Raw genomic sequence first — 23,989 nt, forward strand, 5'->3', positions numbered from 1 at the left:
TCCGAAAGGGCGGCGGAGTCGTGCTGCTGGACGGCACGCTGATTCGCACCCGACGGCGCACGGGGATGGAGAACCGGAAGAACTACTCCGGCAAGTACAAGTGCCACGGCCTGCTCGTGATCGCACTCACCGACGACCGGGGACGACTGCTGTGGGTCTCGGCGGCCCGGCCCGGACGGACCTCGGAGATCACCGCCTGCCGACACGACCAGCTCACCGCCAAGCTGCGGGCGGCGGGTCTCGGCGCCATCGCCGACCTGGGGTTCGTCGGCCTCGAGGACAGCGGCCCCGACGCCGACCCGGCGGTGATCACCGGCTACAAGGCCAGCCGGAACCACCCACTGACGCGAGGTCAGAAGCTGTCCAACAAGGCCCTCTCCGCCGTTCGGGCGCCCGTCGAACACGGCTTCGCCCACCTGAAGAACTGGCGCGTCCTCGGCAAGGTCCGCACCGATCCGGGATGGGCGACTGCCCTGGTCAGGGCCCTTCTGGTCCTCACGAACCGCGAAGTAGCCCGGTGACCGACGATCTTCACCGAAGTCATCCGCCCTCAACCAGCACAAGCACCCCGAACCCCACGCACCCCAGACCCGTGACCAGCAACTTCACGATGCACACCGCTCACTGGTCGGAGAACCAGCCAAGTGCCAAGCTCGACGGTGACCCTGGCACCAGTCGCTGGCACCAACAGTGGCGTACGAGGCCGGACGAGGGCGGTGCCCAGCGGTCATCATGAGCCCGAGCCAGGATTCACCTGGCCACCAGGAAGGCCGTGATCGACCTGAGAGGGATGAGGCAGATCTCGAAGTCGGGATCCGGCACAGGCGCCGTCCTCCCTGATGGACGGCGCCCGCCAGCTTGCCTCGGTTACGGAGACTCCGCCGACCTTGGCGGGCACGGTGGCCAAACTCAGCCAGCATCCGTCGGGTCTGTTTCTGTTGCTGTGCCACGGCCTACGGTCAACGACCAATGCACGGCTGAGGACGCCTCGACGGACACTTCTCCACTGCGCTCCACCCCGGACAACGCCAGCTCGTTGGAGACGGTGCTGGGCTGGTCAGCACCACACTCCAGGGGGAAGGAGACGCCTGCGGGCCGCACCGTCACCTTGATCTTCCCCTCGCCCTGACAGCTCGCCGCGATGATGAGGGCGTCACCTTTCTCACCCTTGCTGTAGGGAAAGACGGCGTTCCCTGTGGTCACCTTCTGGCGGCCGGCGAGTGATGCCCCAGGAGCCAACTCCGGCGGCTTCAACAGTGAAGGCTGCGTGGTGCCGGGCACGCTGCCGTTCGTTGCCGGGCTCGGCGTCGCGGAGTCCTCAGGCCGCGTGGACCGCCTGGCGTCCGAATGATCCGTCGCGCACGCGGCGACGGACAGAAGTGCAGCAGCACACGCGATCCTCGCTACCACACGGATTCGGCAAGACATATCAGCTCTCCAAGACAGCCGAGCCGACGCGATGCGGCATGTGGATGATGACCCTGCGCTTGCCGTCCGGCCAGCACTTATCGAGATCATGCCAACACTCCTGGGGGAACAACTGCCTTCATGACCTTTCTGAGCAAAAGCTGAGCTCGTGCTGTGACCGCCCAGGTTCACCGGGTTGGAGCGGTGTCTCCCGTGCGCCGAGCGGGCACTCAGACGCTCAGGAACGCTCGCGCGAGGAACCGTCGCGGCGCGCTGATGGGTCGCCGGTGGTCAGATGAGCCTTGTCGTCGAGAGAGAACCAGCCTGCGTCGCTCCCGGTCGATCTCCGTGACGACGACCGTGACCTCGTCGCCGACTTGGACGGCATCTGACGGACTCTCCACGGGCGTCGATGTGAGCCCTCGTAGGTGGACCAGTTCCTCGATCCCGTCGGTGACCTCGACGAAGACGCCGAACGGGACCAGCTTGGTGACCCGTCCGTGCAGCTTCTGCCCCACCGCGGTGCGGTCGGCGAACGTTTGGAAAGGGTCTGGCTGTGTCGCCCGCAAGGACAGTCTGGCCTCCAGGTTTCATGGCCCCGGACTCCCAGCTCTGCTCTCAGGGGCAAAGTAGCTACGAGTGATTCTCAGGCCGTAGGCCGCCGAGGGTGTTGACGCGGTTCGCGTACTCGCGGCGGGCCTTGCGCTGTGCCGGGATCGCCGCGGTGTTGTCGAGCGGCTGGCAGCGGTCGAGGAGCTGGCGGTGGACCTCCGGTGTGGTGCTGACCCGCAGGGTGTAGCCCTGGCCGCGCCGTACGGTCACGCCCTGGTCGAGCGCGGCGCGCTCGGCGGACTCTGGGCCGGCCGTGCGGAGGAAGTCGGCGACCTTGCCCGGCATGTCGAGGACGACCGGCAGCTCCGGGGCCGGGATGTCCTCCTCGATGGCGGTGTGGTCGGGCATGAGGTCGGCGACGGCCGTGCGGATCGCGCCGCGGCTGACGCCATGGTCGCGTGCGAGGGCTGCGATGGAGCGGCCCTCCAAGTACGCGGTACGCACGGCGTCGGTCCTCTCGGCCGCCACGGCGGGGCGGCGTCCGCCCTTGTTGCCCTTCGCCTCGGCAGCCCGGAGACCGTCGTACGTCAGCTCGCGCTGGAGATCGCGCTGGAGTTCGCCGGCGGCTGCGAGGGTCTACACCATGAACTTCACGGTGGACAGCAGTTCGCCGGTGCGGGGGTGGCGGGCGGTGAGGTCCATGGCGGAGAACGAGCCGTCGTGGATGCGCAGGGCGAGGCGGTCGCGGTGGAGGACGTCGAGCACGTCGAGGATGTGTCCGGTGCCGCGTACGAGGCGGAACATCTCGGAGATGTGGACGGTGTCGCCCGGCCGCGCGTAGGTGAGCAGACGCCGCCCGTGCCGCACCCTCTATCGCCTGCCGGGGCCGGGGAAAGGCCAGGGGCGGAACCTGCTGGAGCAGCAGGGCATTGATGTGTACGAGGCTCGACTGAAGGAGGAGCAGGGCGAGCATCGAGGTTTCGGCGTGCTCCTTGTCCGGGCCGGTCAGAGCGCCGTCCTTGCCGTAGTGGAGCACGGTGTTCGCGCTGTTCCAGTTCTCCACGACGCCGCGCGGGGTGCGGTCCGAAAACCGTTCGCGATACCAGGGGCTTCGAGCCGAGACTGATGGGTCGATCACATCGAACAGGAAGAGTGGCCAGCGCTGACGTACAACCGTGACACCCTGCCCTTTTCCGACAACCGTGTGCCCCGCGTCACCTACGAGGACATTCGGAACTGGGATGAATTCGACCCTGCCCGCCACCCTTTCGCCTGGGACGAGGACGAGGAAGCCCGTCTCCGCTCGCTGGTCCGCGAGTGGGTGCCGCCCGTGCTCTCCGGCATAGCCGGCGGGTGGCAGAGTGAACGTTGGTGTGAGAGTCAGGTGGACGCGGTCCTCCGGGAGCGATACGGCACCTGGGCCTGGGGATGGAGCTGGTGCTACCGCAACGGTGGGCCCATCGGCAACTGGGTCAGCGGGCCAAGCTCGGTGACGACCCCGGATGAGACCACAGCACGCGTCGTAGCCGCGCTGTTGGAGTGGCGGGAGTGGCTGGAACGGACGGCCCAGCGCTTCGCCGCGCTGGCACCGCCGCCGGACACCTCGCCCGAGGATCGCAGCTGGCACCTCGAACGGGCCTGCGTCCGGCTCGTGACCCACGCGCTGGACTCGTGCGCGGACAACGCCTGGCGCGGCCAGACCTCGATCGTCCTGGGCTGGTTCCTCACCAGCACCGGCATGGACCGAGCCGAAGCCGCGCGAGCGGTGGAGAGCGCGATCGGTGGCCGGTTCAAGAGCTGGGTCTACCCGGAACGGACGCTGATCGAATCCGTCGGCGAGGACCTTGCCATCGGCCTCACCGGCCACGCCCCGTACCAGGACCACCGTGAGAGGGCGGCGCTGGAGGATCTCCATGACCGCTACTGACAGTCTTTCGGTCTGGCTGCGCGTGCGCCGCGAGGTCGACTGGCGATGTGCACCGGCTCTACGCCGGGTCCCGCCCGGCCGCGATGGGTTCCGGTCGTGGTGCGAAGGACCGGTGCGCCGGCGCGACCCGATTCGCGCCGAACGTCTGCTCGCTGCACATGCCCTGGCCAGAGAAGATGCCGCACGCCGCACCCCACTGGACTTCGCCCTGCTTGCCCGTTGGCAACGCGAAGTCCTCGCTGCGTCAGCGACACCGTTCCGGGTGAGCGACGCCTATGCGAAGGCCGGCCGCGAGCGCTACGGCCTGACCCCCCACACGCAGGCCAACTTCGATTCCTCCCTGCGCGAGACGACCGACCCGGACATCCCGCTGGCGGCCCGCGCATACCTCGATGTGGCGTTCTTTCACCCCTTCACCGATGGCAATGCCCGCGCCGCGCTGTTGACCTTGGTCCATGTTCTGGCCCGGGAAGATGTCGTTCTTCCTGAGGTCGGTCCCCTCCAGACCACCCGCTACGCGGATGACCCGGCCGGCGCCGCCGACCTTGCCGTTCTCATCGGAGTGCTCAACCGCCGTCGATGCTGAGGCGTTCGGGCTGAGAGCGCCGACAACATCCCTCAGCTTGAATGAAGTTGCACCATCTGAAGTAGCTGGTCAGGGAGCTGGTGTGGCGTCGAGGTTCGTCAGGACGAGCAGGACTCGCGTGAACTAGCCATGCCCGTGAAGGAATCAGCGTCATGTGGGCATCGTTCATGCCTGCATGACGACCTTCGTTCTAGTTCCCGGCGGCTGGCGCGGCGGCTGGTACTTCTCCGGCTTGGCCGACCGGCTGCGCACCGCCGGGCACCGGGCGCTGACCGTTACCCCTACCGGTGTTGGCGACCGCGCCCACCTGAACTCTGCCAACGTGAATCTCGACACCCACATCGACGACGTGCTCGCCGTGCTCGCTACCGAGGAGGTGAGCGACGCCGTTCTCGTCGGGCACAGCTACGGCGGCATGGTGATCACAGGTGCCGCCGACCGCGCCCCTTCCGGCGTGGTGCGCCGCCTGGTCTACTCCGACGCCTACGTACCCGAGGACGGGCAGTCCTGTTGGGACCTGACCACCGATGCCTACCGCAGCCTGTTCCTGGACGGCGTGGCGGCGGACGGATACGCGGTCCAGCCGCCGTCCGGCAGCGACCCGCGCGTGACCGCACATCCACTGGCCTCTTTCCTCCAGCGGATCCGGCTGGACGCGGCCGGCCTGCGTGACGTCAAGACCCGGGACTACGTGTACCTGTCCGGGTGGGAAGGTACCCCCTTCGCCGCCGTCCGAGACCGGCTGGCCAACGACTCAACCTGGCGCGTCCACACCCTGGACAGCGGCCACGAGGTCTGGAGGGACGCCCCGCAGGAGTTCTTGGAGATCCTTCTGCTGGGCGAATAGACGCGGCGCAGTGCCCGGACGTCCTTATCTGCCGGGTAGTTCATCTGGCAGCGGTGGCGTCAAGGTTCGCCAACCGAGGAGGGCGCACAGGAGGTGAGTGGCGCGGGCGGGCCGGTGCGGAGTTGGGTGGGAATCCTCCAGTTCTTCAGGTGGGCGAAGCCGTGCCCGACCGAGGCGCGTCCGGTGGTGAGGGCGTGGTCGGCGTCCTTCTCGACGGGGGTGAGCTTGCGGGCCCGGGTGGCCTTGAAGCCGGTGATGACCACGGGTGCATCCGCGTTGTCGTCCAGGCCGATGAAGCCTAGGTCGGCCAGGGCGCCGAGGCCGGTGGCACGCAGGTGGGCCAGGATGTGGTCGCGGCGGGCGGCGGTGATGTTGTGGGTGGGGCCGGGGCGGGCGGCCGAGATCCAGGTCATTCGGCCCCGCTCATCGGTCAGGGCGACGACGTGCAGGCCGTGGCGGTGGTCCGCCGTCCCCAGCGCGTCGTCCCGCGCGGCCTCCCAGTCCATCCCCGGACGCAGCCGCCGCAGATCGAACCAGGGTCAGGTGGCCTTCTGGCGCTGGTGGTGCGGCGCGGTCGCCGTGAGCCGCAGTCATGCGACATCCCGAGGGTCCGGTACCGGGCCGTAGTCTTCGCCGTGGTCTTTGGTGAGCGCGGCCAGCGGTTCGGGGTCGTAGTAGGCCTCGGCGGTGTGCTGCCAGGCGATGAGCAACTGGGCGACGGACGCGCTGTTGCCGAGTGAGTCGGCGGCACGCATGGTGTCGACCAGTTCGACGGCGAAGGCGTGGAGATCGGGCTCCGGCGCGGCACCCTGCTGACGCGGCGACGCACGCAGCCCGCACTCGTGGCTCTCGGGCACTCGACCTGGGAGCCACCTCGCTCGACCGCTCCCGTTCCGGCACCCGGGCTGGGACCCGGCGGGCACCACGTGTGAGACTCAGGGCATGATCCGTACCGCGACCCCCGCCGACATCCCCGTCATCCACCACCTGATTCGGGAGCTCGCCGAGTACGAAAAGGCACTCGACGAGGCCAGGGCGACGAAGGAACAGCTCACCGAGGCCCTGTTCGGCGAGCGCCCGGCCGCCTACGCACACGTGGCCGAGGACGCCGACGGCGAGGTCGTGGGCTTCGCGCTGTGGTTCCTCAACTTCTCCACCTGGCGGGGCGTACACGGCATCTACCTGGAGGACCTGTACGTCCGGCCCGAGGCCCGCGGTGGCGGCCACGGCAAGGCCCTGCTGACGGAACTCGCCCGCGTCTGTGTCGCACGCGGCTACGAGCGCCTGGAATGGTCGGTCCTGAACTGGAACCGCCCCGCGATCGACTTCTACGAGGCACTGGGCGCCCGCCCCCAGGACGAGTGGTCGGTGTACCGGCTCACGGACGAAGCGCTGAACGCACTGGGAGACCAGGGCGGCCGGCCGTAGCCGAGTCCCTTCGGCCGGAACTCGTGAGTAGGTGCCCACGCCCGTGCCAGTGACACGTCGAAGAGTGGCGTCCATCGAAAGAACAGTTGTGGCGTGCAGCCCGGATCACCGCCATACGTCTGTGGCACGATCTGGCAAAACCCAAACTTCAGGAGATGGGTACCCGACGCAAAAGAAGGTGGCCCGCCAGAAATCGGACCCGAATCACCTCTTGCTCCTGGATGAGCAGATCAGAAAAAGCCGGGGTTTCCATTATCATCAGCCGGAAGGGGAATCGCGGAGAGGCTACCGAGCTCCTGGATAAATTGAAGAAGGGGCCTGACATCCAGAGCAGTCAGCCCCTCATCCATAGCTACGAACCAGGAATTGGGGATGACGCGACGATCGGTATGTCGATCGCCAGCACCCAGGATATTCTGTCGGATAAGGAAATCTGGCCAATTTACCAACTGAACTTCCGGCGATATAACGTGGTGGTCGAACTCCGTCGGATTGAAAAGCCAGGCGAGTCGACCGGTGAATCGGACAGTATTCTGCGAGAGATGGCTTTCGTGATCGACAAACAACTCAAGAGTTGATCGACATTTCTACGTGGTCGCCGCGGGGCCCACTACACCATCCCGGGCAAGGCTGATCAGGCACGCAACCGCCAGAAGCTCGGCTCCCGTGGCGGCCGACCGCCACGCTTCTGCCCGCCCCGCTCCCGCGAACGCCACGCGATCGAAATGTGGCATCAACCGCCTCAAGAGAAACCCCGCTGCCCCCACGCGCCACGACAAGCTCGCTGTCCGCTACGAGGCGTCCGGGCCGGTCACGCCCGTCAGCGACTGGATGTGACCAGCACCGTCGCAACGGCCCTCAGACGACGTCGAACTCGTTGCCCTCGGGGTCTTGCATGGCCGCGGCGTAGAGCCCCATGTCCGGCTCGCCCTTGATCCTCAGCAGGGTGGCGCCGGCCTCGACTAGCTGGTCCACCGCGGCCCTGACCCGCCGCGCGCGGACGTCCAGCGGGACGTCACGGCCGCCACCGACCTTGAGGTCGAAGTGCCACCGGTTCTTGGCGGTCTTCGGTTCCGGAACCTGCTGGAACCACACGCGCGGTCCACGACCCACCGGATCGACGATCGACTCCGGAATGTCGCCGGCCCCGGTCGGCAACTCCTTCGCGGGCACCCCCATGGCCTCCCAGTAGGCACGCCACGTGGCATGCCCGTCCGGCGCGGGCTCGGGCACGTAGCCCAGGGCCTGGGCCCAGAACGCCACCATTCTCTGCGGATCGGAGCAATCGATCGTCAGCTGCACTGTCATCTCCACGCCCGGAGCTTCCCAGACAGGTCTGACAGACGATCCACTTTCGATGCATGGCCTGGGCGTCGCGGGGGTGTAGCGGCTGGCGGTCGGCACCCGCCGGTGCGCCTGATCATCGCCGATGAGCAGGCGCGTGCCTGCCACGAGTGCGGGGTGTTCGCCACGCGGGTGAACGGCTCCGCGACGACTCGGCCCCGCGATCTGCCCTACGGCGAGAGCGCACTGGAGTTCCGCTGGCGCAAGCGCCGTTGGAGGCCGGGAGCCCGGTCACGTCCAGCAAGGCCGTGAGGATGAGTCTGCTGCATGGCGATGTCCGGCAGGGCGGGAACCGATTGGCGGCCTGGCCTGTCGTTCCTGCTGCCGATCCGGCCTTTCACTCATAGCTCGGCCTGGTTCCAACGCATCATGTTTTGAAACAGCTCGGCCTGCTCGATCGCGTCGTCCAAAGCGTTGTGCGTATGAGGCCGCGAAGAGAGCAGATGCCGCGGCATCGAGCGCTTCGTTGATTCAATGATCGGCGATGCGGATTTGGCCGCGTAAAAAGTCTTGAGATCCAGACACCGGGAATGCCCAAACGGGGAACCATCAGCGGCGAACTGCATGAAGTACCAGTACATCCACATCCAGTCATAGCCCAGGGGGTAGGCTAGGAAAACTGGAGCGGCAGCCAGTTCATCGGAGACAGTTGCGAGCCAGGCAGCCACAGCATCCATGGCGAGGGTGGGCTCCTGCCCCTCTCGCGCCAGTCGATCCCGATCCAGACCACTGACTGCCAGGGCTTCCGGATCGTATGCGTCACTGATCGGTTTCAGCTCGGCATAGAACGTGCGGTCAACCGGGTCGAGCGTCTGGAACGCGGTGCCGTCGTGAACACCCGCGACTGCCAGACCGAAGCTTGACATCGAGAACGGGCCTGGCACAGGGCCGTCGGCCTCCACGTCAGCCGAAACGTAGAATTCCGCTTTGGTCATTTCCGCTGCTCACTGAAAAGTCTGTGTCGGGGACTGGGCGGTTACCGTCATGCCGGCTGCAGCAGCGGCATCCAGAATATTCCGGCGCAAGGCTTCAGCTTCATCCGAAGGTAGCGAATCCCGCTCGTAGGTGAGCGCAATCATCCAGTCATCGTCGGCGTAACGCCAGAGCGTCAGCTTCACATGACCCTCTTGTTTAGATCTCAACTCTCGCTCGCCGAATTCCTCATCCCAGTCATCATCAAGGCGACCACGCTGGCTCAGCCCCACCTGCTCCCGAAACCTCGAGAGCTGCCCCCCGAGGTGGCCTTTCATCCGGATCCGCAGCTGGTCATTCATTGTCATCGCCTCCCGGGCGGTTGATGATCCAATCGTTCTCACGGAAATGCGTGGAGATTCCACTACCTACGTTCGTCCTATCCAGAGGTCCGGCCGAAAGGAACAACGCTGGCGCGACTTCGCGGCCGAGTTCTCCCTCCCACTGAGTCTTCCAGTCCTGCAGTGCAGGGAATGCCTGTGCGGCAACCTCCTTGTTCACGAAATCGTATTTCGGGTGAATGAGGCTCGGGCTCCGCGTTCCAGGGTCAGTAGCGTCCCATATCTCCTTGGCCTTGTCGACCATGGCGTCAGAGGATAGCTGGACATCATAGTCACTCGGCGGCTCTGGCGTGCCGTTGCCGTCCACCACTCCGAGTATATGCTTGGCGTCGAAGGGAATTCGGGCGGGCCGTTCGGATTCCGCTCTATCACCCATCCATTGCTCCAGCCTGGCTCGCGCTTCAGGCTGTTCGGCCAGGCTCTGATCAGTGGGAAAGTCTTTGTGGGGTCCGGAAAAGAATTGCGCCGACGAGCCCTGCAGTCGAATATCTACCTGCTCTGGATCAATTCCGTCCGTCGCCAGCGCTTCCTTAAGGCTTCCTGTGAATTCCTTGAATTGTTCGGGCGTCATGCCCAGCGGCGCCTCGAACCGCCGCCAGGCTTCCACCTGATTGCCGGAAAGGCCCAGGAACCTCAGGTCTTCGTCCCGTATCTCATAGCCGGTGTCATCGCACGGCCAGCCCCGTAGGCGGTCGCCTGATTCGAGCTTTTCGATCGGAACGCGCCCTGTTTCATCGATAAGTCCGTCGACCTGCGCCTCGCGCATTCTGGCATCCATGGAGTCGACGGACTCTGCCCTCGCTCCCTGCGGAGCCGGTTCCTGGTCGACATCACCAGATTCTGAAGCGCCAGCGGGACTGTCCGGGCCGTGATCTCCTTCCATGGCTTGGCCGAGATCGTCGGCCCAGGAATCGAAGGCCGCGCCGGCGGCCGCCTCGTCCAGGGCATTCGCCGTTTGACCGACGATGTCTGCGCCGACCCCGACCACGGCGACGGCAAGCTCGCCCACACCTTTGGCCACTGCGGCCATGGCCTCTGCCGCTTCATCGGGCGGTGATGCCTGTTCGTCCGTTCCCTCGCCCACGGGCCCTTCGTCAGTGCCTTGGCGTAGTGCGTCGGACTGCTCGGGCATGTCCGACCGCTCGGGCGAAGCGGCTTCGTCCAGTGCCGCCTGCGCAGCGTCGTCCTTCTCTGGGCGCTCGGACTCGTCCGGCGCCTCGGACGGGTCTTCCGTCGGGTCGTCGGGCGGGCCGTCCCCCGGCGCCCGGGTGTCCCTTTCTGAACCTGGTTCGGGCTCCTGTTCGGGCTCTTCCTCGGCCCTTGGGTCAGGTTCGCGTTCGAATGCGTCTTCCGGTGCGGGTACGGGTGTGACTTCGGGTGCGGGTACGGGTATGACTTCCGGTTCCCGGTCGGCTTCAGGTTCCGGCTTGGCTTCCGTGTCCGGTTCGGCTTCCTCCTCGGGCTCGGGCTCCGGCTCCGGGTCCGGCTCCGGCTCCGGCTCCGGCTCCGGGTCCGGCTCCGGCTCCGGCTCCGGCTCCGGCTCCGGCTCCGGCTGAGGCTCGGGCTCGGGCTCGGGCTCGGGCTCGGGCTCGGGCTGAGGCTCCGGCTCCGGCTCCGGGTCTGATTCCGGCTCCGGCTCGGGCTCGGGCTCGGGCTGAGGCTCCGGCTCCGGCTCCGGGTCTGATTCCGGCTCCGGCTCCGGCTCCGGGTCTGATTCCGGCTCCGGCTCCGGCTCGGGCTCGGGCTGAGGCTCCGGGTCCGGGTCTGATTCCGGGTTTGGTTCGGGCTCAGGTTCGAAGGAGTCCGACACGGGTTCTTCGGGAGTGGTGTCCTCCTGGGTGGACGGAGTTTCGGAGGGGTCGTCGAACGCCGCGGCGGTGGGGCGGTCGGGGCCGTCCGGGGGGCCCTGTCCCTCCGACGACGTCTCGGTCTCGGGCTGTTCGGTCTGCGCCTGGGGCTCCTGCATGCCGACGTTGCCGTCCGTCGGCTGCTCGGAGGTGGGGGTGGGGATGCCGCCTGCTTCCGGTTCAGGTTCAGCTTCGGGTTGGGGTTCGGGTTCGGGTTGGGGTTCGGGTTCGGGTTCCGGGTTCTCGGCGTCCGGGTCCTCTTGGAAAGTGTCCTGGGACCCGGTGTCTTCGGCCCCCGCCTCGTCCGGTTCGTCCCCGTCCCGGTACGCGTCGGTCGGCGGCGGTGGGGGCGGTGGAGGGGGCGGAGCGTCGAACGTGCCGCTGAGCTCGCTCATGAACGGGTCTCCCTCCCATCGGCGCACACCATGGCGACACGCACCGCCGTCTCGGCGACCACCGCGCTCAACAGCGGACCGTCCGCACAAGCCAGTTCGAAGGCCCGTGTGACGTGCTCTCTCGTCACGCCACCCGTCACCGCCGCCACCGCGTCGCGCAGGCCACTGCGGTCCACGTCGCCGACCCGGGCGTGAAGCTTCTCCGGTCCGTAGCCGGGGAGGGCGTGGACCTGGAGGCGGTGATCCTCGCCCGAGGTCCCGGTCAGGACCAGACCTCGGGCCGCCCATTGAGCCGCGTGTTCGGGGTAGCTGTGCGGGCCGTCCGGATTCGCCTTGCGCGCTCGCGCGATGGCCGCGATCACGTCCCGGAAGCGGTAGTTGGCGTACGTGTAGCGGCGCCGGTCCCCGGTCGGCGGGTCCGTACCGCGCAGGGCGCAGGACAGCACCGCGTGCAGCCGCTCCGCGAAGTCCGCCGGGTCGACCTCGCCCCGCATCAGGGACTCGCGTGCGCCGACGGCCCGTTCGACCGCGTACACCAGGGTGCACTCCAGGTCACGTTCGGACAGGGCGCTCAGCGAGGAACGGACCACCTCGCTCCGGGGGCGGCCATGCCCATCGCCTGGGCCATCGCGGCCACTTCGGCCCAGATCAGGTGGAGCGGCACCACGGAGCGGTGGTGGGAGTCGTTCATCGTGCGCAAGGTGCACGGCTCGCGACGGCAGGAGGCCCCGCAGAGCGGGCTGCGACTGGTGAGCAGGGGTGGCGCCGTCGACGTGCCCTGCGTGCTCTCGTCGTGTTCACCGTGCGGGATCGCCGTCAGCACCGGCCGGTCCATACCGTCGGCGGCCACCGCGGCGCGTCCCGGCTGCAGGGCGACGACGTTCTCGCTCTGCTCCGGCTGGAGGTTCATGGTGGCGCCCACGGACCGGCGGTCGTCCTCCGCGGGAAGCCTGTGCATGATCTTCAGCGCGCTGTTCTTGATCACGTCGGGCAGGATCTTGCTGGGTATCTGTTCCACGATGACGACGCCCTCGCCGTACGCGCGGATCTCGGCGAGGAGGGAGGCGAAGAGTTCGACGGCCGCGGCCGCGGGACCGTCCTCGACGTTCTTGAGCAGCCGGTGCGCCTCCTCCACCACCAGGACGTGGCGCAGGGGTACGCCTCCCGACCCGTGATGGACCCTCAGGTGCTCAACGAGTCGGATCAGTACGGAGCCGATGAGGAAGGCCTTGTCCTGGTCGTTCGTGATCGATTCCAGTTCGAGGACCACGTTGCCGGCCAACAGGCCCGCGATGTCCAGCGGATGGCCGCCCTCGAAGAACCGGCCCGGCGCGCCCTCCCGCAGCGAACCCATGCGGACGTCGACGAATCCTCGGACGTCCGCGGTGACTTCCCTGCCGTATCCGATCATCTCCACGACCTGCTGGGCGGTCGATTGGAGATCGCCCAGAGTGGGGTAGACCGCCGCACGAGGCTTGTCCGGCTCGTCGAGCAGGTATTTCGGCTTGTGGGCCGGGCGCGGCTCGCCGGTGACCAGGTCCCACCCTGCTGCCGTATAACACTGGGACAGGGCCCGGGCCAACACCTGCGGGAACGGCTCGTGACCCTCGAACGCCGCCAGGAAGAGGGCCCGTACGAGGTCCACGTGGCTCTGGAGCGGGAATCCGGGTTCCGGCTCCAGCGGGTTGAGCGAAGCAGGCGGGACGTCCACGTCCCCGGGCCGGATCACGGTGACCCGGCGCGCCGCCTCTGTTCCGCCCGCCGAGGCGAGGCGTCCGGCCATGCGCGCGTACTCGGCCTTCGCCGGCTCGACCGCCAGCCAGGGGACCGGCCGCTCGTGCGTGGCCAGAGCGGTGAGCAGGCTCCGCACTGTCTGGGACTTGCCCGACCCGGTGGCCCCGCAGACGAAGGCGTGCCGGTTCAGGGTCGAGCGCGACACGTGCAGCCGGCCCGCGGCGGACAGTGATTCGTCCAGGATGTCACCGATCAGGAAACCATCGGCGGCCGCGGCCTCGCCAGGGTCGTCGGCGGTGACGTCGAAGCGGTTCGGGGCGACCGTACGGATGCCGGGCAGTTCGCGCTCCGGCGGCCTGGCGAGCGCCGCGACCAGTTCCGCGGTGGCGATGAAAGGAGTGGCTCCCGGCAGTCCGGGTCCGGTGGTGGCGGGAGTGGACACGGCCAGCGCGTCCGCCAGGGACAAGGGACGCCGGGCGGGTACGAGAACGTACGGCAGTTCGTCCAGGTCACCCGCACCGCACAGCAGCGCCGCCGAGGCGAATGCGGACTCGGGCCGCTCGGCCCCGACCAGTACGCGCACGTTCCACACCCCGGTGGTGAGCGCCCGCGTCAGCTCACGATAACGGTCCTCGACCCGTTCTGCCGCCACACGGTCGGCCTCGGAGTTCTCCCGCTGGCGCAGCCGGGGCAGCTGCACGGCCAGCGCGGCACGCTCCCGCTCCAGCCGCTCGTACGGGACGGGCTCGGCCAGCACCAGCCAGGCGAAGGCTTCCGGGAGGTGGGCCACGGCGTCGTCGAAGGAGCCGCGGCGCTCCGTCGGCAGGGCGCGCCCGTCCTCGCCCATCCGCAAGGCGTCGTGGGATCCGAGGCAGGGCAGCCAGCACGGCATCCGCTCCAGCAGCGTGGCAGCCTCACCCGCCGGGATGCCGCGGGCGGTCGCCCCCGGCGGATAGCTCAGGGGATGCTCGCCTTCCGCGCGCGGCTTCTGCCCGGCGGGCGGGAAGTACGGGGCTCCGCCCACGAGGAAGTGCATCGGCTGGTGGGGGGCCGGGCGGACCCACGCCGCGGCGAACCCCACCGGGGACCCTTCGTGCGGGTTCTCTGCCCTGAGGTGGCCGAGTACGGCGTGGGCCGCCGTCACGGCGGCGGTGAGCTGCGCGGCGGTACGGTCCTCGGCGCGCGGGTCCTCCGGGCGACGGGGCACGGTGAGCAGTCGGTGGAATCGGTACGCGGCGAGCCCCGCGGATCGGGGCGGGGCGCCGAGCTCCTCGGTCACGTCAGGCTCGAGCGCGGTCGGGTCGCCACCCGGGGCAGGAAGTTGATCCCCGGATTGCAGTCCCCGAACACGACACGGCGGCCGCCCGGGCCGGCCTCGACGAGAACCAGTCCGGTCACCGGAAGGGCCTGGAGCTGTGTGGGCTCGATGGTGAACTCGTAGACGCGGGTCAGGTTTTCGCCGGTCGTCGTCGAGCGGGCGGTCGAGGTGTTCGTCGAGTCCTGCCAGCTCCGGGACAGCGAGGTGGAATAGGAGCGCGAACTTCCCCAGCTGCTACCGGACGTCCAGCCCCCGCCCCGGTTGAAGCCCTCGGTGTCCGACATGCCTCGCTGGTAGCCGTAGCTGGTGCCGCTCCCCTCGGTGAGGGTCTCCCCGACCTGCCGGGTCATCTGGTTCACGAGGAACTTGTGTTCCTGCCCGATGAATTGAGCGGCCGCCTTGGCCTCCTCGCCGTTACCCATGCGCATGAAAACCGTCGCGCTGTCGGATCCGCCGGCGACCTGGACGGCAGCCTCCCGCAGGTGTTCCAGGAGGAAGACCAGCCGCACTCCCGCGGCACGTGCCTGGCGCGCCATGGTTTCGAGGGCTTCCCGACCCAGGTGGTCCGCCCCGGCGACGACGAGCATGCCCGAGCCGGGGGTGACGGCGCGCTTGCGCAGGGTGTGGAGCAGTTGGAAGAAGACGAAGCGGTCCGTCAGGTCCTTGCGGCGCTGGACCAGGTCCTCGGTGGTGATGACGGTCATGCCGCCGGGCCGCCACCAGCCCGACGCGAGGGCGCCAGGGCTGGCCGCCGCCTCCGCCTTCGTGAGCAGCTCCGTCTGGGCCCGCACGTAGCGGAGCTCGTTCTGGACGCGTTCTCCCTGGCCCAGCAAGTCGACCGCCTGGGTGATCGAGTCCACCTCGGACAGGCTGAGCGCGCCCGGCCCCTTGGTGTCCACGTCGTACACGCGGAGCAGGACGCGCAGTCCGGCGGCGAGGCGGGCGAAGGTCACCGGGCCTTCCAACAGATCCGCCACGGTCTGGACCACGTCCACGTCGATGGTGTGGAGGTCGATGTCCGCGCCGGGCGGGCGCATGGACCCCAGCGCTTCGGCCAAGGCCTCAGCCAGTTCCTCGGAGGTGAACTCCTCGCGCAGGTCCTGACCGAGCAGGGCCCCCGGCATGGGTACGTGAGTTACGGCGATCCCGCGCCGGGCGGCGAGGCTGGCCAGTTCCAGGGCCACCGCCTGCTGACTGAGGTCGAAGACCACCACCGACTGGCCGCCGCCGAGGAGCGGACCGCCGAGCGTGGCGAGCAGACTCGCCCAGCCGTTGCCCGTGCCGCCGAAGACGTCGATCCTGCTGGGCTTGGAGGTGAGCGAGATCGGGAACCAGATGTCCAGCGTCTCGTTGTGCCGAAGGTGCTCAGCGTTGTGGGCGGCGAGCCCGCGCTGCCAGGCGTTCGTGCGCGCCTCGTAATCACTCCGGGCCTTCTCCCTCGCGGAGGCCAGCCTGCGTTCGGCGGCCCGCAGCCTGGCCTGGGGCGAGGTCATGGCAAAGGCGACGATGACGAGTATGACGACGAGGATCGCGACCTGCGCCCCGCCGACCGCGAGCGCCACGACGCCCACAACCAGCGTCGCGCAGCCGGAGCCAGCGGTCTTCTTGCCGTCCATGGCCCGCTCCTGGGCGGAGCGCACCTCGGCGTCGGAAGGGTCCGTGTACACGGGCGGGTTGCCGGCATCGCGGTGTGCCGGGGGCGCGGGAGGCTGGACGAACTCCCAGCCCCAGCGCTCATCCCCGGAGAAGACGCGCAGCGCCAACTCCGCGCCTGCTGCGTCCTCCTCCCTGCCTCCCGGCCCGCCCTCTTCCCCGAGCTCAATTCCACCTTCGGCAGCGCTCATCACAACCCCCGTTGAATGTCGGAGTATCGTGCCCGCCGCGGGGGTGCCTGTCAGCGCTCGGATCCGGGGTCGAGCGCTGTTTGACTCAAACCGAGCCGCAAATGGCGGCCCAACCTGAGGTCGAGGCCGGTGCGGCCCTGGCTGATCAGGTAGTCGGACAGGCGCATGGGGAAGACGAAGCAGCATCGCCCTGCGCGCCGATACTCTCCGTCCCGCCCACCGGGTCACCCGGCAGCTCACCCTCGACGCCGACGACGACGAACCCCTTGCGATCCTCACCGAGCAGCGGCTGTCCCAAGCCGGTACACCGGCCTCGCCCTTTACCAGATCCTCGACACCATCCAGGACCTGCTGAACTGCTGGGCCGGCACCTGCACCACCTGCCATCGGCCGTTGCCCCCGCTGTGGACCAGACACCAACCAACGAGATCCCCAACGACCTAACGGAGTACTACTAGAAGATGCCCTTGTAGCCCTGCCAGCCGGTGGCGATCTTCACGCGCGCCCCGAACGATCCCTTGCCGTCGCCGCTGTTGCGGTACAGATTGCCCGTCGTGTCCCGCTCGACGAGGTCGCTCTTCCCGTCGCCGTTGATGTCTCCGACGCCGACGATGACGTTGTACGACGCGCCCCAGTTCGAGAAGACCCTCACGCGGTCCTTCAACAGGCCCGTCCCCGTGCCGTTGTAGCGGTACAGGGTGCCGGCCTTGTCCCGGGCCAGCACATCGCCGTAGCCGTCGCCGTCGAGGTCTCCTGCGCCCACGATCTTCGTGTAGCCGGTCCAGGCCGTACGGATCTTCTTGCCCGCCGCGAGCGAGCCGTCGCTCCGCGCGGCGAACAGGTAGATGTCACCGGTGGACTTCTTGCGGGCGAGCAGGTCGGGGCGGCTGTCGCCGGTCAGGTCACCCGGTGCGGTGAGATTGTCATAAGCGTTCCAGCCGGTGCCGAGCGAGGTGTAGGGCGTGCTCGTCTTGAGGGCGCCGCACCCCGGGCGGTAGCCGCGCAGTTCCCCGCTGCCGAGCCGGACCAGCACGTTGTTGCACTGGTCGTCGCCGGTCCCGAACGGCACCGCTACGGCGGAGGTCGGCCAACCGCCGGCGGAGGTCTTGCCGGAGAAGGTGCCCGTGCCCGTGCTCTGCTGGAATGTGAAGGCGCCGGCGGAGTTGAGGGTGAGCAGATCGCCGCCGCGGTCGCGGGCCACGAAGTCGTGGTACGCCGCCTGGCCGCCGGTGATCTTCACCGAACCGGACTTCGTCACCTCCGGTCCCTGCCCGTCCGTGGGCCAGGCGGTGAGGGTCCAGGCGTAGGTGGCGTCCGGGGCGCCGACGCCCGTCACGCCGGTCCAGCCGTCCCAGCTTGGCGTGATCTGCCCGCGCGCCTCGCCGCCCGTGAGCGTACGCACCGTCTTCCCGGTCGTCCGGTTCTTGATCGTGAGCTGCCAGGAACCGACGGGCTTGGAGATCCACCAGCGGGGCTTCCACGCGGGTCCGTCCAACGCGACGTATGCGCTCGCCGGCACCGACGAGTCCGTCACGCCGAGCGCCCCGGTGGCGATGCCCGTGGGGACGACGTGCACGTTCTCGTCCGCGTCGACGTACGCGACGTGACCGCCGTACGCGTCGACCGTCCAATCCATACCGGCAGTCGTACCGCGCGCCGTGCCCAGTACGTGGGTCACCGGCGTCGTGGACGTGACGTCCGTGAGGGTGACCTGCCGGTCGGCGCCGACCCGTACGACGAAGCCGTCGCCGAGCAGCCCCGGCGCCGAGCCGGTGGGCAGAGCGCGCACCTTCCCGTCGGCCAGGCTCACCAGGATGGCGGTGTCCCCGCCGGCGCCGCACTCCACGTACACGTACCGGCCCGTGGCCTGCACGGACGACGGGGTGCACGAGGTGCCCACGGACAGCGTCCGGCTCACCGTGCCGGTACGTACGTCGGTGGCCGTGATCTTGCCCGCCCCCGCCGACTGCCACAGGGTGGCGCCCCACAGCACCCCCGGCGCGGCCGAGACGGTGCGCACCACGGCACCCGAGTCGAGGTCGCGCACCACGGTCGCGGTGGCGGTGCGATAGGCGACGTAACGTCCGGAGACACTCTCGATGGTCAGGTCGGTCAGGCCCGTGGCGATCGTTGTGCCCGGGGTCGGATGCGTCTCGTCGACGAGACGCAGGACGGCCTTCCCCTCGACCACGGCCGGATAGAGCACGCGACCGTCGCCGGTCGGATACAGAGGACAGCCGCTCGCGCCGCACAAGTCGGCGGTGCCGAGGTTCTCCTTCTTCACGACCGCGGGTGTGCCGGACGCCACCAGCTGCCGCTCGTGATAGGCCGTCAGGTTGTCGGTGTAGGTGTCCGCGGTGTCGAGGCGGCCCTGGAAGAGGGCGAGCGAGCTGGTGCGCGAGGGTACCCAGGGGATGTCCAGCACCGCGCTGCGCCGCAGGTCGCCGTCAGGGGATTCGGAGAAGCGGTGCACCCCGTGTTCGCCGTTCAGTTCACCGCTCACGAGGAGATCGCCGTCCGGGCCGGGGACGAAGTTGGCGGAGGCCTCCCCGCCGTGGTCCAAGGGCTTGGTCACGGCCCCGTCGGACGACACGACGGAGACGGTCAGGTTCGCGTCCGTGGTCATTCGTAGGACCCGGGAGCCGACAAGACGAAACACGCTGCTGTTCGGTGCGGACGGGTTCGGCACGCTCCACGGCGTGGCCTGCGGGTCGTCGCGCGACACGATCCGCTCGGCGCCGGCCGAGGAGTCGTACCAGGCGACGGCCTGAGGGGTGATCTGCAGGCTCATCATGTAGCTCTGGGGCACGGGCAGCACGCTCATCCGGGCTGTCGACAGGTCCACCAGGCCGACGCCGTCACCGGTGGCCGACCGGTAGCGCACGACGACACCGTTTCCGTCACCGGCGTCCGGGAGATAAGACACTCCGCAGATCGCGCCACTGGGCACGTCCGTCACCGGGCGGTCGTTGAGCGAGCCGTCCGACGTGAGACGGAAGAGATGGCACTCGCCGTTCGCGACGCCGAGGACGGTGTCGCCCTGCACGGAACGGAGGCTGAAGCCCTCCGGCAGCTGGAGGGTGCGCCTCGCGCCGTCGGCCGGGTCGATCAGCACGACGCCGTTCGTGCCGGTCTGATAGGCGATCGTGTCGGCGTGGGTGTCGAAGATCCGTCCCGCACTGCCGTCCGCCGGGATATCCGGTGTCATCGACTCGCCGGTCGCGTAGTCGGTCCACCGCCATCCCCGGCCGTATGTGTGGTGCAGGAATCCGGTCTGCCCCGCGGAGTAGAGGTACTCGGGCAGGACCGACTTGCCGTACGGCGCCATCACCACCTCGTCGGCCGCCGGCACCGGCTCGGCCGACGCCGCAGGACTCATCGTCCCCACGACAGCCGCGGTCGCCACGACGGCGAACCCCACGCGGCGCGATATCGGATGGGAACATGACAAATCTTGACCGGTCAAAACGGCCCCTCCCCGAGAGTGTGAAAGGGAAGCGCACCCGTCCGACTCCCCAGCCCCGGTGCCGCGATCCCCTGAGTCGGCTGATCTTACAGCCCCATCTCAGGGCGAGCGGCAAAGCGCCGACGCCAACAGGGCCGCTCCCGGCCGAGGGGAAGGCCGGCGATCTCCGCCGGCCGGCGTTCGTCCGCCGGTACCGGCTCGACCGGGCCGTCCCGGGACTGACGCCGAACTGACCGACCAGACCGTGGCCGCCTACGTCGCCAAGTACGCAACCAAGTCAGCCGATGCCTCCGACACCTTGCCCGCACCCTGTTCTGCCGCCCCTGCCAGGGGACGCGGCACCACCCTCCTGGCCCGCGGCACCCCGCTCCCCTGCGCCACGTGCGACGGAACCGGACAGGCCCGGCCCCTGCCCCCGTCTCGGCGTCTCCCGGCACGCGCGGCGGATGATCCGCGCCTGCTGGGAGCTGGGCAGGCTGCCGGATTTCGCCGCCCTCAAGCTCTGGGAGTGGGCACACATGCCCGGCTTCCGGGGCCACTTCTCCACCAAGTCCCGCTCCTGCTCGACCACCCTCGGTGTGCTGCGCGGAGCACGCCGCGCCTGGCGCACCGCACGCTGGTCTGCCCAAGCCCGACCCGGACACCGCCCTCGTCACCGGGCACTGGGCCCACCCCGGCACCGGCTACAGCCCCGGCGCCGCACTCCTCCCCGCCGCCGTCTGGCACCGCAGAGAACTCGCATGGCAGTTCATCGCAGAAGAGGGCTGCGGATGACCACGCATGCCCCCGCCGCGCCCCACCAGAGACCGAGCACACCTTCATCCGCACCCACCTCGAACAGGAAGCTGCCTGACGCCCACGCCTCGCGACACTCCCGCCCCCGCCACGGCGGCGATCTGCCCAAGGCCGTCGACGCGGCCCTGGCGAAGGTCAGCGGCACCGCGACCTCCGCCGACCTCGAACACAACCACGGCACCCCTGCCTGGCACATCGACGTGACGGACTCCAAGGGCAAGAACCACGAGGTCACGGTCGACGCGACCACCGGCAAGGTCACCGCCACGAAGACCGACCAGAACAACGACCACGACTCCAACCACTAGCCGGATGCCGTCCGGCGTCCGTCAGCGGCGCCCTCACGAACGCGCCGCCCGGACAGCCACCTCCTCACGCTCCTCGCATGCACCAGCAGGCCGTATATGAGGCCGGCGGTGACGAAGGCGAGGGCGGCGGCGCCGAGCGCTGAAGAGCAGGGCAGTGGCCACGGTGGTGTGACGGGAGAGAACAGAGAAGCCCGTCTCCTGGACGACGGCGGTGGCCAACAGCACCGACAGCGCCCCGGCCCCGCCGGTCACGACCACCGGCCGCCACGTACCGGGGAGGTTTGGCTGAGAGCGACATATTTGTGCGCCTCTGGGACTGGCTCGCCGCTACCCTCGGGCCCTCGTACGGCACGCAGGTGGAGGAGAGCCGTGAGGTATTCGGTCAACGTGGACGTGGCACTACGCCGTGGCGAGCAGTGGCTGCTGATCGTACGCGGACTGGGCGAGGAGCACGCGGCGGGGGCGCTGTCCCTGGTTGGCGGGACGGTTGACGCGGAGACACCCGGCGGGGACGTGCTCATCGACACCGCCCGCCGGGAGGTCCTGGAGGAGATCGGCGTGGAGCTGGACGGCGTCCGGCTCTCCTACGCGGAGAGCACCTTCTTCTCCGCGGAAACCGGCAGCCCGGTCATCAATGTGGTGCTCGCCGGTGAACTCCCCGACGGAGCGGAGCCAGTGATCGCATCTCCGGAGGAGGTGGCGGACATCCGCTGGGAGTCGCTGCCCGCCCTGGAGCTGGACGCCGAGTGTCCGCCGTGGACGCTGCGCAGCGTGCAGCAGGCCAAGGCGGCACTCGACGGGGTGAACGCGGCCGCTTAGGGCACGCAGTCCACCCCGTTCACGCGGGGCAGGATCTGAAGGTCGACACCGACCTCCACCAGCTCCGGGTGCTACGAGGGTGACGCGCAGATGCTCGAACCAGTTGCTTCGACCGATCCGAATCGCCAGCTCATCCGTCCGAACGGTGATCGATGGTTACGCGACAGCGTTGAAAGGCATCGAAACCAGCGATCCGGAAGAGACACGCATAGCCATGCCGAAGTGTGGTGATGAAACCTTCGCGACCAGCTACACCATCACCGACCAACCACTCGACGGCTGGAACGGCGATCACGTCGAGATCCGGGCCCGGGTGGGAGCGGTCTACATCGACATGGACTACGGCCCGATCGGCGACGGCCCCTACAGGCTCGCCTTCCTGCAGCGGGCCCAGGAACTCATGTAACTCGTCTGTGATCGGGCTGCCGCTTCCCAGAGCCTGCCCTGAACGCCTCCAGTACCTCGCATGGGCCAAGAACCGGTTCGGGGCGTTGCCGGGCCGGCGCGGTGCTCGCTCCGGGGGTCCGATGGCCCTCTGCCGCCTCATCACGAAGCGGCGGCCGATGGTCTGGTGAAGCAGCAGAGCGGGCGGCGCGCGTGGCAGATGGTCGCCGCGTCGACATGAGGAAGTGAAGATCACCGACGGTGCTCCGTGACAACAAGCCTGCCTATGTGACACCTATCGTGCTTCGGCTCAGGGGATTCGGGCTCGCGGGCTGTTCGGGGCACGGCTCTCCCATGCGTCTCCGAGCCGCCGGAGTCATCGTCCTCCTTTACGCACAGCCCGTGAGCCGTATCGTCCGGCTCAGCGTCGACGACGTGATCCGCGACGGCGACCCCGTGCTTCTACGGCTCGACGAGCCAGCCTCGCCCGTTCCTGCACCGGTCGCCGCGCTGCTGCTGGAGCACATCGCAAACCGCGAAGACCGGGCGGGCAAGCCGTTTCGCCCCGACCACCTGTCTGCGTTCTTGAACGATGTCGGGGGCCCGGCCGCCGCTGCCTCCGCCGTGCTGCCATCCGACAGCGACTCCTCGAACTGCCGGGCCCCGTCGTTGAGGACGCCCTCGGCTACCACTACAAGACCACCAGCCGCCTCATCAGAGAGACAGGCGGGTTATGGAGCCAATACTCCCCAGGAGATCACGCAAGGTCACCAACAGGCTGGCTTCCTCGATGACCGGCGACAGCCGATCAGAGCCTGTGAACAAACCTCGTCGGCAAGCAGCGGCGCCAGGGGCAGAACACCGGCCCGACCAGGCTCGACGATCACTACAGTCCAGGCTCATGACGACGGTTACAACGCGCACGATCGAATACGCGGCCGACGGCCTGACGATGATCGGGCACCTCGCGCTCCCGGCCGGTGTCGACCGCCGGCCCGCGGTCCTGGTCGGGCCGGAGGGGATGGGGCTCAGCGACGTCGAGCGCCGCCGGGCCGATGCACTCGCCGAACTGGGATACGTGGCCCTGGCCTTCGATCTCCACGGCGGACGCTACTTGGGCAACCCTGAGGAGATGCTGGCCCGTTGCATGCCGCTGCTCGCCGACCCCGACCGGATGCGAGGCATCGGCCACGCGGCGCTCGACGTGCTCCGCGCAGAGCCGCGGACCGACCCCGACCGGATCGCCGCCGTCGGCTACGGCACCGGAGGCGTGATCGCGCTGGAACTCGGGCGCGACGGCGTCAACCTGCGTGCGATCGCGACAATCAACGGACTGGCCACGGGCCGACCAGACGAGACGGCGCGCATTCACTGCCCGGTGTGGGCCGGGGTCGGGTCGGAAGACCCGATCATGCCGCCCGCGCAACGGGACGCATTCACCGCCGAGATGCAGGCTGCGGGCGTTGACTGGCGCCTCGTGGTCTACGGCGGTGCCTTGCACGCCTTCCATCACCCACCGGTCGACCACGTCGTGCTCCCCGGCGTCGGCTACCACCCGCAGCACGCGCAGCGAGCTTGGCGGGACGTCGTCGACCTGCTCGCCGAGCGCCTGCCCATAACGGAGTGATCTGGTCGGCAACCACTATCCCGGACCGCAGACCAATCCGGTCGACCG

The 23,989-nt window shown here is 68.7% G+C and carries 25 protein-coding genes and 1 pseudogene; 12 read left to right on the forward strand and 14 right to left on the reverse strand.

Annotated features, from left to right (window positions below; all coding sequences use genetic code 11):
* On the forward strand, positions 1-521 hold a 521-nt coding region (locus AB0927_RS31740), incomplete at its 5' end, for a transposase family protein (RefSeq protein WP_366671231.1).
* A 388-nt stretch (positions 522-909) separates the two neighbouring features.
* Here AB0927_RS31740 and AB0927_RS31745 read toward each other — a convergent pair.
* The 4 genes from AB0927_RS31745 to AB0927_RS31760 form a co-directional block, all read right to left on the reverse strand.
* The gene (locus AB0927_RS31745) at positions 910-1,281 is read right to left on the reverse strand and encodes a hypothetical protein (protein ID WP_366671232.1); all 372 of its coding nucleotides are present in this window, start codon (positions 1,279-1,281) and stop codon (positions 910-912) included.
* 356 nt (positions 1,282-1,637) lie between these two features.
* Complete coding sequence (locus AB0927_RS31750; RefSeq protein ID WP_366671233.1) at positions 1,638-1,925, reverse strand: S1 RNA-binding domain-containing protein; 288 nt, start codon at positions 1,923-1,925, stop codon at positions 1,638-1,640.
* A 115-nt stretch (positions 1,926-2,040) separates the two neighbouring features.
* A complete protein-coding gene (locus AB0927_RS31755; protein ID WP_366671234.1) occupies positions 2,041-2,463 on the reverse strand; it encodes a resolvase in 423 nt (140 codons plus the stop codon).
* A 132-nt stretch (positions 2,464-2,595) separates the two neighbouring features.
* Complete coding sequence (locus AB0927_RS31760; protein ID WP_366671235.1) at positions 2,596-2,826, reverse strand: hypothetical protein; 231 nt, start codon at positions 2,824-2,826, stop codon at positions 2,596-2,598.
* Positions 2,827-3,163: 337 nt separating this feature from the next.
* On the opposite strand from AB0927_RS31760, the gene AB0927_RS31765 reads away from it, so the two are divergent.
* The 3 genes from AB0927_RS31765 (at position 3,164) to AB0927_RS31775 (ending at position 5,319) form a co-directional block, all read left to right on the forward strand.
* On the forward strand, positions 3,164-3,886 hold the full coding sequence (locus AB0927_RS31765; protein ID WP_366671236.1) for a hypothetical protein: 723 nt from the start codon (positions 3,164-3,166) through the stop codon (positions 3,884-3,886).
* Positions 3,873-4,472 carry a Fic family protein gene (locus AB0927_RS31770; RefSeq protein ID WP_366671237.1) on the forward strand — a complete coding sequence of 200 codons (600 nt, stop codon included), beginning with the start codon at positions 3,873-3,875 and terminating at the stop codon, positions 4,470-4,472. Before AB0927_RS31765 ends, AB0927_RS31770 begins: the two co-directional genes overlap by 14 nt.
* A gap of 175 nt (positions 4,473-4,647) precedes the next feature.
* Positions 4,648-5,319, forward strand: coding sequence for an alpha/beta hydrolase (locus AB0927_RS31775; protein WP_366671238.1), 672 nt, complete (start codon positions 4,648-4,650; stop codon positions 5,317-5,319).
* A 59-nt stretch (positions 5,320-5,378) separates the two neighbouring features.
* On the opposite strand, the gene AB0927_RS31780 is transcribed toward AB0927_RS31775, so the two are convergent.
* Both AB0927_RS31780 and AB0927_RS31785 read right to left on the reverse strand, forming a co-directional pair.
* Entirely contained in the window at positions 5,379-5,825 is a 447-nt protein-coding gene (locus AB0927_RS31780) for a transposase family protein (protein WP_366671239.1), read from the reverse strand.
* An 84-nt stretch (positions 5,826-5,909) separates the two neighbouring features.
* A complete protein-coding gene (locus AB0927_RS31785; RefSeq protein WP_366671240.1) occupies positions 5,910-6,176 on the reverse strand; it encodes a hypothetical protein in 267 nt (88 codons plus the stop codon).
* Positions 6,177-6,261: 85 nt separating this feature from the next.
* On the opposite strand from AB0927_RS31785, the gene AB0927_RS31790 reads away from it, so the two are divergent.
* Both AB0927_RS31790 and AB0927_RS31795 read left to right on the forward strand, forming a co-directional pair.
* Positions 6,262-6,747, forward strand: a complete 486-nt coding sequence (locus tag AB0927_RS31790) for a GNAT family N-acetyltransferase (protein ID WP_366671241.1) — start codon at positions 6,262-6,264, stop codon at positions 6,745-6,747.
* Between the two features lie 221 nt (positions 6,748-6,968).
* Positions 6,969-7,325, forward strand: coding sequence for a hypothetical protein (locus tag AB0927_RS31795; RefSeq protein ID WP_366671242.1), 357 nt, complete (start codon positions 6,969-6,971; stop codon positions 7,323-7,325).
* A 280-nt stretch (positions 7,326-7,605) separates the two neighbouring features.
* Here the strand turns inward: AB0927_RS31795 and AB0927_RS31800 are convergent, their stop codons facing one another.
* A complete protein-coding gene (locus AB0927_RS31800) occupies positions 7,606-8,061 on the reverse strand; it encodes a VOC family protein (protein WP_366671243.1) in 456 nt (151 codons plus the stop codon).
* Here AB0927_RS31800 and AB0927_RS31805 point away from each other — a divergent pair.
* Positions 7,954-8,343, forward strand: coding sequence for a transposase family protein (locus AB0927_RS31805; RefSeq protein ID WP_366671244.1), 390 nt, complete (start codon positions 7,954-7,956; stop codon positions 8,341-8,343). The genes AB0927_RS31800 and AB0927_RS31805 overlap by 108 nt on opposite strands.
* A gap of 89 nt (positions 8,344-8,432) precedes the next feature.
* Here the strand turns inward: AB0927_RS31805 and AB0927_RS31810 are convergent, their stop codons facing one another.
* The 7 genes from AB0927_RS31810 to AB0927_RS31840 all read right to left on the reverse strand — a co-directional run bounded on the left by AB0927_RS31810 (position 8,433) and on the right by AB0927_RS31840 (position 19,921).
* Entirely contained in the window at positions 8,433-9,026 is a 594-nt protein-coding gene (locus AB0927_RS31810) for an exonuclease (RefSeq protein WP_366671245.1), read from the reverse strand.
* Between the two features lie 9 nt (positions 9,027-9,035).
* Positions 9,036-9,365 (reverse strand): hypothetical protein, encoded by a 330-nt coding sequence (locus AB0927_RS31815; protein WP_366671246.1) that lies wholly within the window; start codon positions 9,363-9,365, stop codon positions 9,036-9,038.
* Positions 9,358-11,646 (reverse strand): hypothetical protein, encoded by a 2,289-nt coding sequence (locus tag AB0927_RS31820; RefSeq protein WP_366671247.1) that lies wholly within the window; start codon positions 11,644-11,646, stop codon positions 9,358-9,360. Before AB0927_RS31820 ends, AB0927_RS31815 begins: the two co-directional genes overlap by 8 nt.
* Positions 11,643-12,236 (reverse strand): hypothetical protein, encoded by a 594-nt coding sequence (locus tag AB0927_RS31825; protein ID WP_366671248.1) that lies wholly within the window; start codon positions 12,234-12,236, stop codon positions 11,643-11,645. The genes AB0927_RS31820 and AB0927_RS31825 overlap by 4 nt, the downstream gene beginning before the upstream one ends.
* Entirely contained in the window at positions 12,218-14,659 is a 2,442-nt protein-coding gene (locus AB0927_RS31830; protein WP_366671249.1) for a DUF87 domain-containing protein, read from the reverse strand. Before AB0927_RS31830 ends, AB0927_RS31825 begins: the two co-directional genes overlap by 19 nt.
* Positions 14,656-16,542 carry a hypothetical protein gene (locus AB0927_RS31835; protein ID WP_366671250.1) on the reverse strand — a complete coding sequence of 629 codons (1,887 nt, stop codon included), beginning with the start codon at positions 16,540-16,542 and terminating at the stop codon, positions 14,656-14,658. The genes AB0927_RS31830 and AB0927_RS31835 overlap by 4 nt, the downstream gene beginning before the upstream one ends.
* 454 nt (positions 16,543-16,996) lie before the next feature.
* Positions 16,997-19,921 (reverse strand): VCBS repeat-containing protein, encoded by a 2,925-nt coding sequence (locus AB0927_RS31840; protein ID WP_366671251.1) that lies wholly within the window; start codon positions 19,919-19,921, stop codon positions 16,997-16,999.
* A gap of 533 nt (positions 19,922-20,454) precedes the next feature.
* Here AB0927_RS31840 and AB0927_RS31845 point away from each other — a divergent pair.
* From AB0927_RS31845 to AB0927_RS31865, 5 genes and pseudogenes are all read left to right on the forward strand, one after another.
* Positions 20,455-20,586 (forward strand): annotated as a pseudogene (locus AB0927_RS31845) (replication initiator); the annotation flags it as partial.
* Positions 20,587-20,778: 192 nt separating this feature from the next.
* Positions 20,779-21,111 carry a PepSY domain-containing protein gene (locus AB0927_RS31850; protein ID WP_366671302.1) on the forward strand — a complete coding sequence of 111 codons (333 nt, stop codon included), beginning with the start codon at positions 20,779-20,781 and terminating at the stop codon, positions 21,109-21,111.
* Positions 21,112-21,480: 369 nt separating this feature from the next.
* Positions 21,481-21,930, forward strand: coding sequence for an NUDIX domain-containing protein (locus AB0927_RS31855; protein WP_366671252.1), 450 nt, complete (start codon positions 21,481-21,483; stop codon positions 21,928-21,930).
* A gap of 145 nt (positions 21,931-22,075) precedes the next feature.
* Entirely contained in the window at positions 22,076-22,336 is a 261-nt protein-coding gene (locus tag AB0927_RS31860; protein WP_366671253.1) for a hypothetical protein, read from the forward strand.
* 879 nt (positions 22,337-23,215) lie between these two features.
* Positions 23,216-23,941, forward strand: a complete 726-nt coding sequence (locus AB0927_RS31865) for a dienelactone hydrolase family protein (RefSeq protein ID WP_366671254.1) — start codon at positions 23,216-23,218, stop codon at positions 23,939-23,941.
* The last annotated feature ends 48 nt before the right edge of the window (positions 23,942-23,989 follow it).

Source organism: Streptomyces sp. NPDC048106, assembly GCF_040706415.1.
In the GTDB taxonomy this organism is placed as follows: domain Bacteria; phylum Actinomycetota; class Actinomycetes; order Streptomycetales; family Streptomycetaceae; genus Streptomyces.

Coding starts and splice junctions, on each gene's coding strand:
- AB0927_RS31780 (WP_366671239.1), bottom strand. CDS start 5,825: ATGGACTGGGAGGCCGCGCGGGACGACGCGCTGGGGACGGCGGACCAC.
- AB0927_RS31865 (WP_366671254.1), top strand. CDS start 23,216: ATGACGACGGTTACAACGCGCACGATCGAATACGCGGCCGACGGCCTG.
- AB0927_RS31775 (WP_366671238.1), top strand. CDS start 4,648: ATGACGACCTTCGTTCTAGTTCCCGGCGGCTGGCGCGGCGGCTGGTAC.
- AB0927_RS31810 (WP_366671245.1), bottom strand. CDS start 9,026: ATGACCAAAGCGGAATTCTACGTTTCGGCTGACGTGGAGGCCGACGGC.
- AB0927_RS31835 (WP_366671250.1), bottom strand. CDS start 16,542: ATGAGCGCTGCCGAAGGTGGAATTGAGCTCGGGGAAGAGGGCGGGCCG.
- AB0927_RS31790 (WP_366671241.1), top strand. CDS start 6,262: ATGATCCGTACCGCGACCCCCGCCGACATCCCCGTCATCCACCACCTG.
- AB0927_RS31770 (WP_366671237.1), top strand. CDS start 3,873: ATGACCGCTACTGACAGTCTTTCGGTCTGGCTGCGCGTGCGCCGCGAG.
- AB0927_RS31795 (WP_366671242.1), top strand. CDS start 6,969: ATGAGCAGATCAGAAAAAGCCGGGGTTTCCATTATCATCAGCCGGAAG.
- AB0927_RS31805 (WP_366671244.1), top strand. CDS start 7,954: ATGCCCGTCCGGCGCGGGCTCGGGCACGTAGCCCAGGGCCTGGGCCCA.
- AB0927_RS31820 (WP_366671247.1), bottom strand. CDS start 11,646: ATGAGCGAGCTCAGCGGCACGTTCGACGCTCCGCCCCCTCCACCGCCC.
- AB0927_RS31840 (WP_366671251.1), bottom strand. CDS start 19,921: ATGAGTCCTGCGGCGTCGGCCGAGCCGGTGCCGGCGGCCGACGAGGTG.
- AB0927_RS31815 (WP_366671246.1), bottom strand. CDS start 9,365: ATGAATGACCAGCTGCGGATCCGGATGAAAGGCCACCTCGGGGGGCAG.
- AB0927_RS31850 (WP_366671302.1), top strand. CDS start 20,779: ATGACCACGCATGCCCCCGCCGCGCCCCACCAGAGACCGAGCACACCT.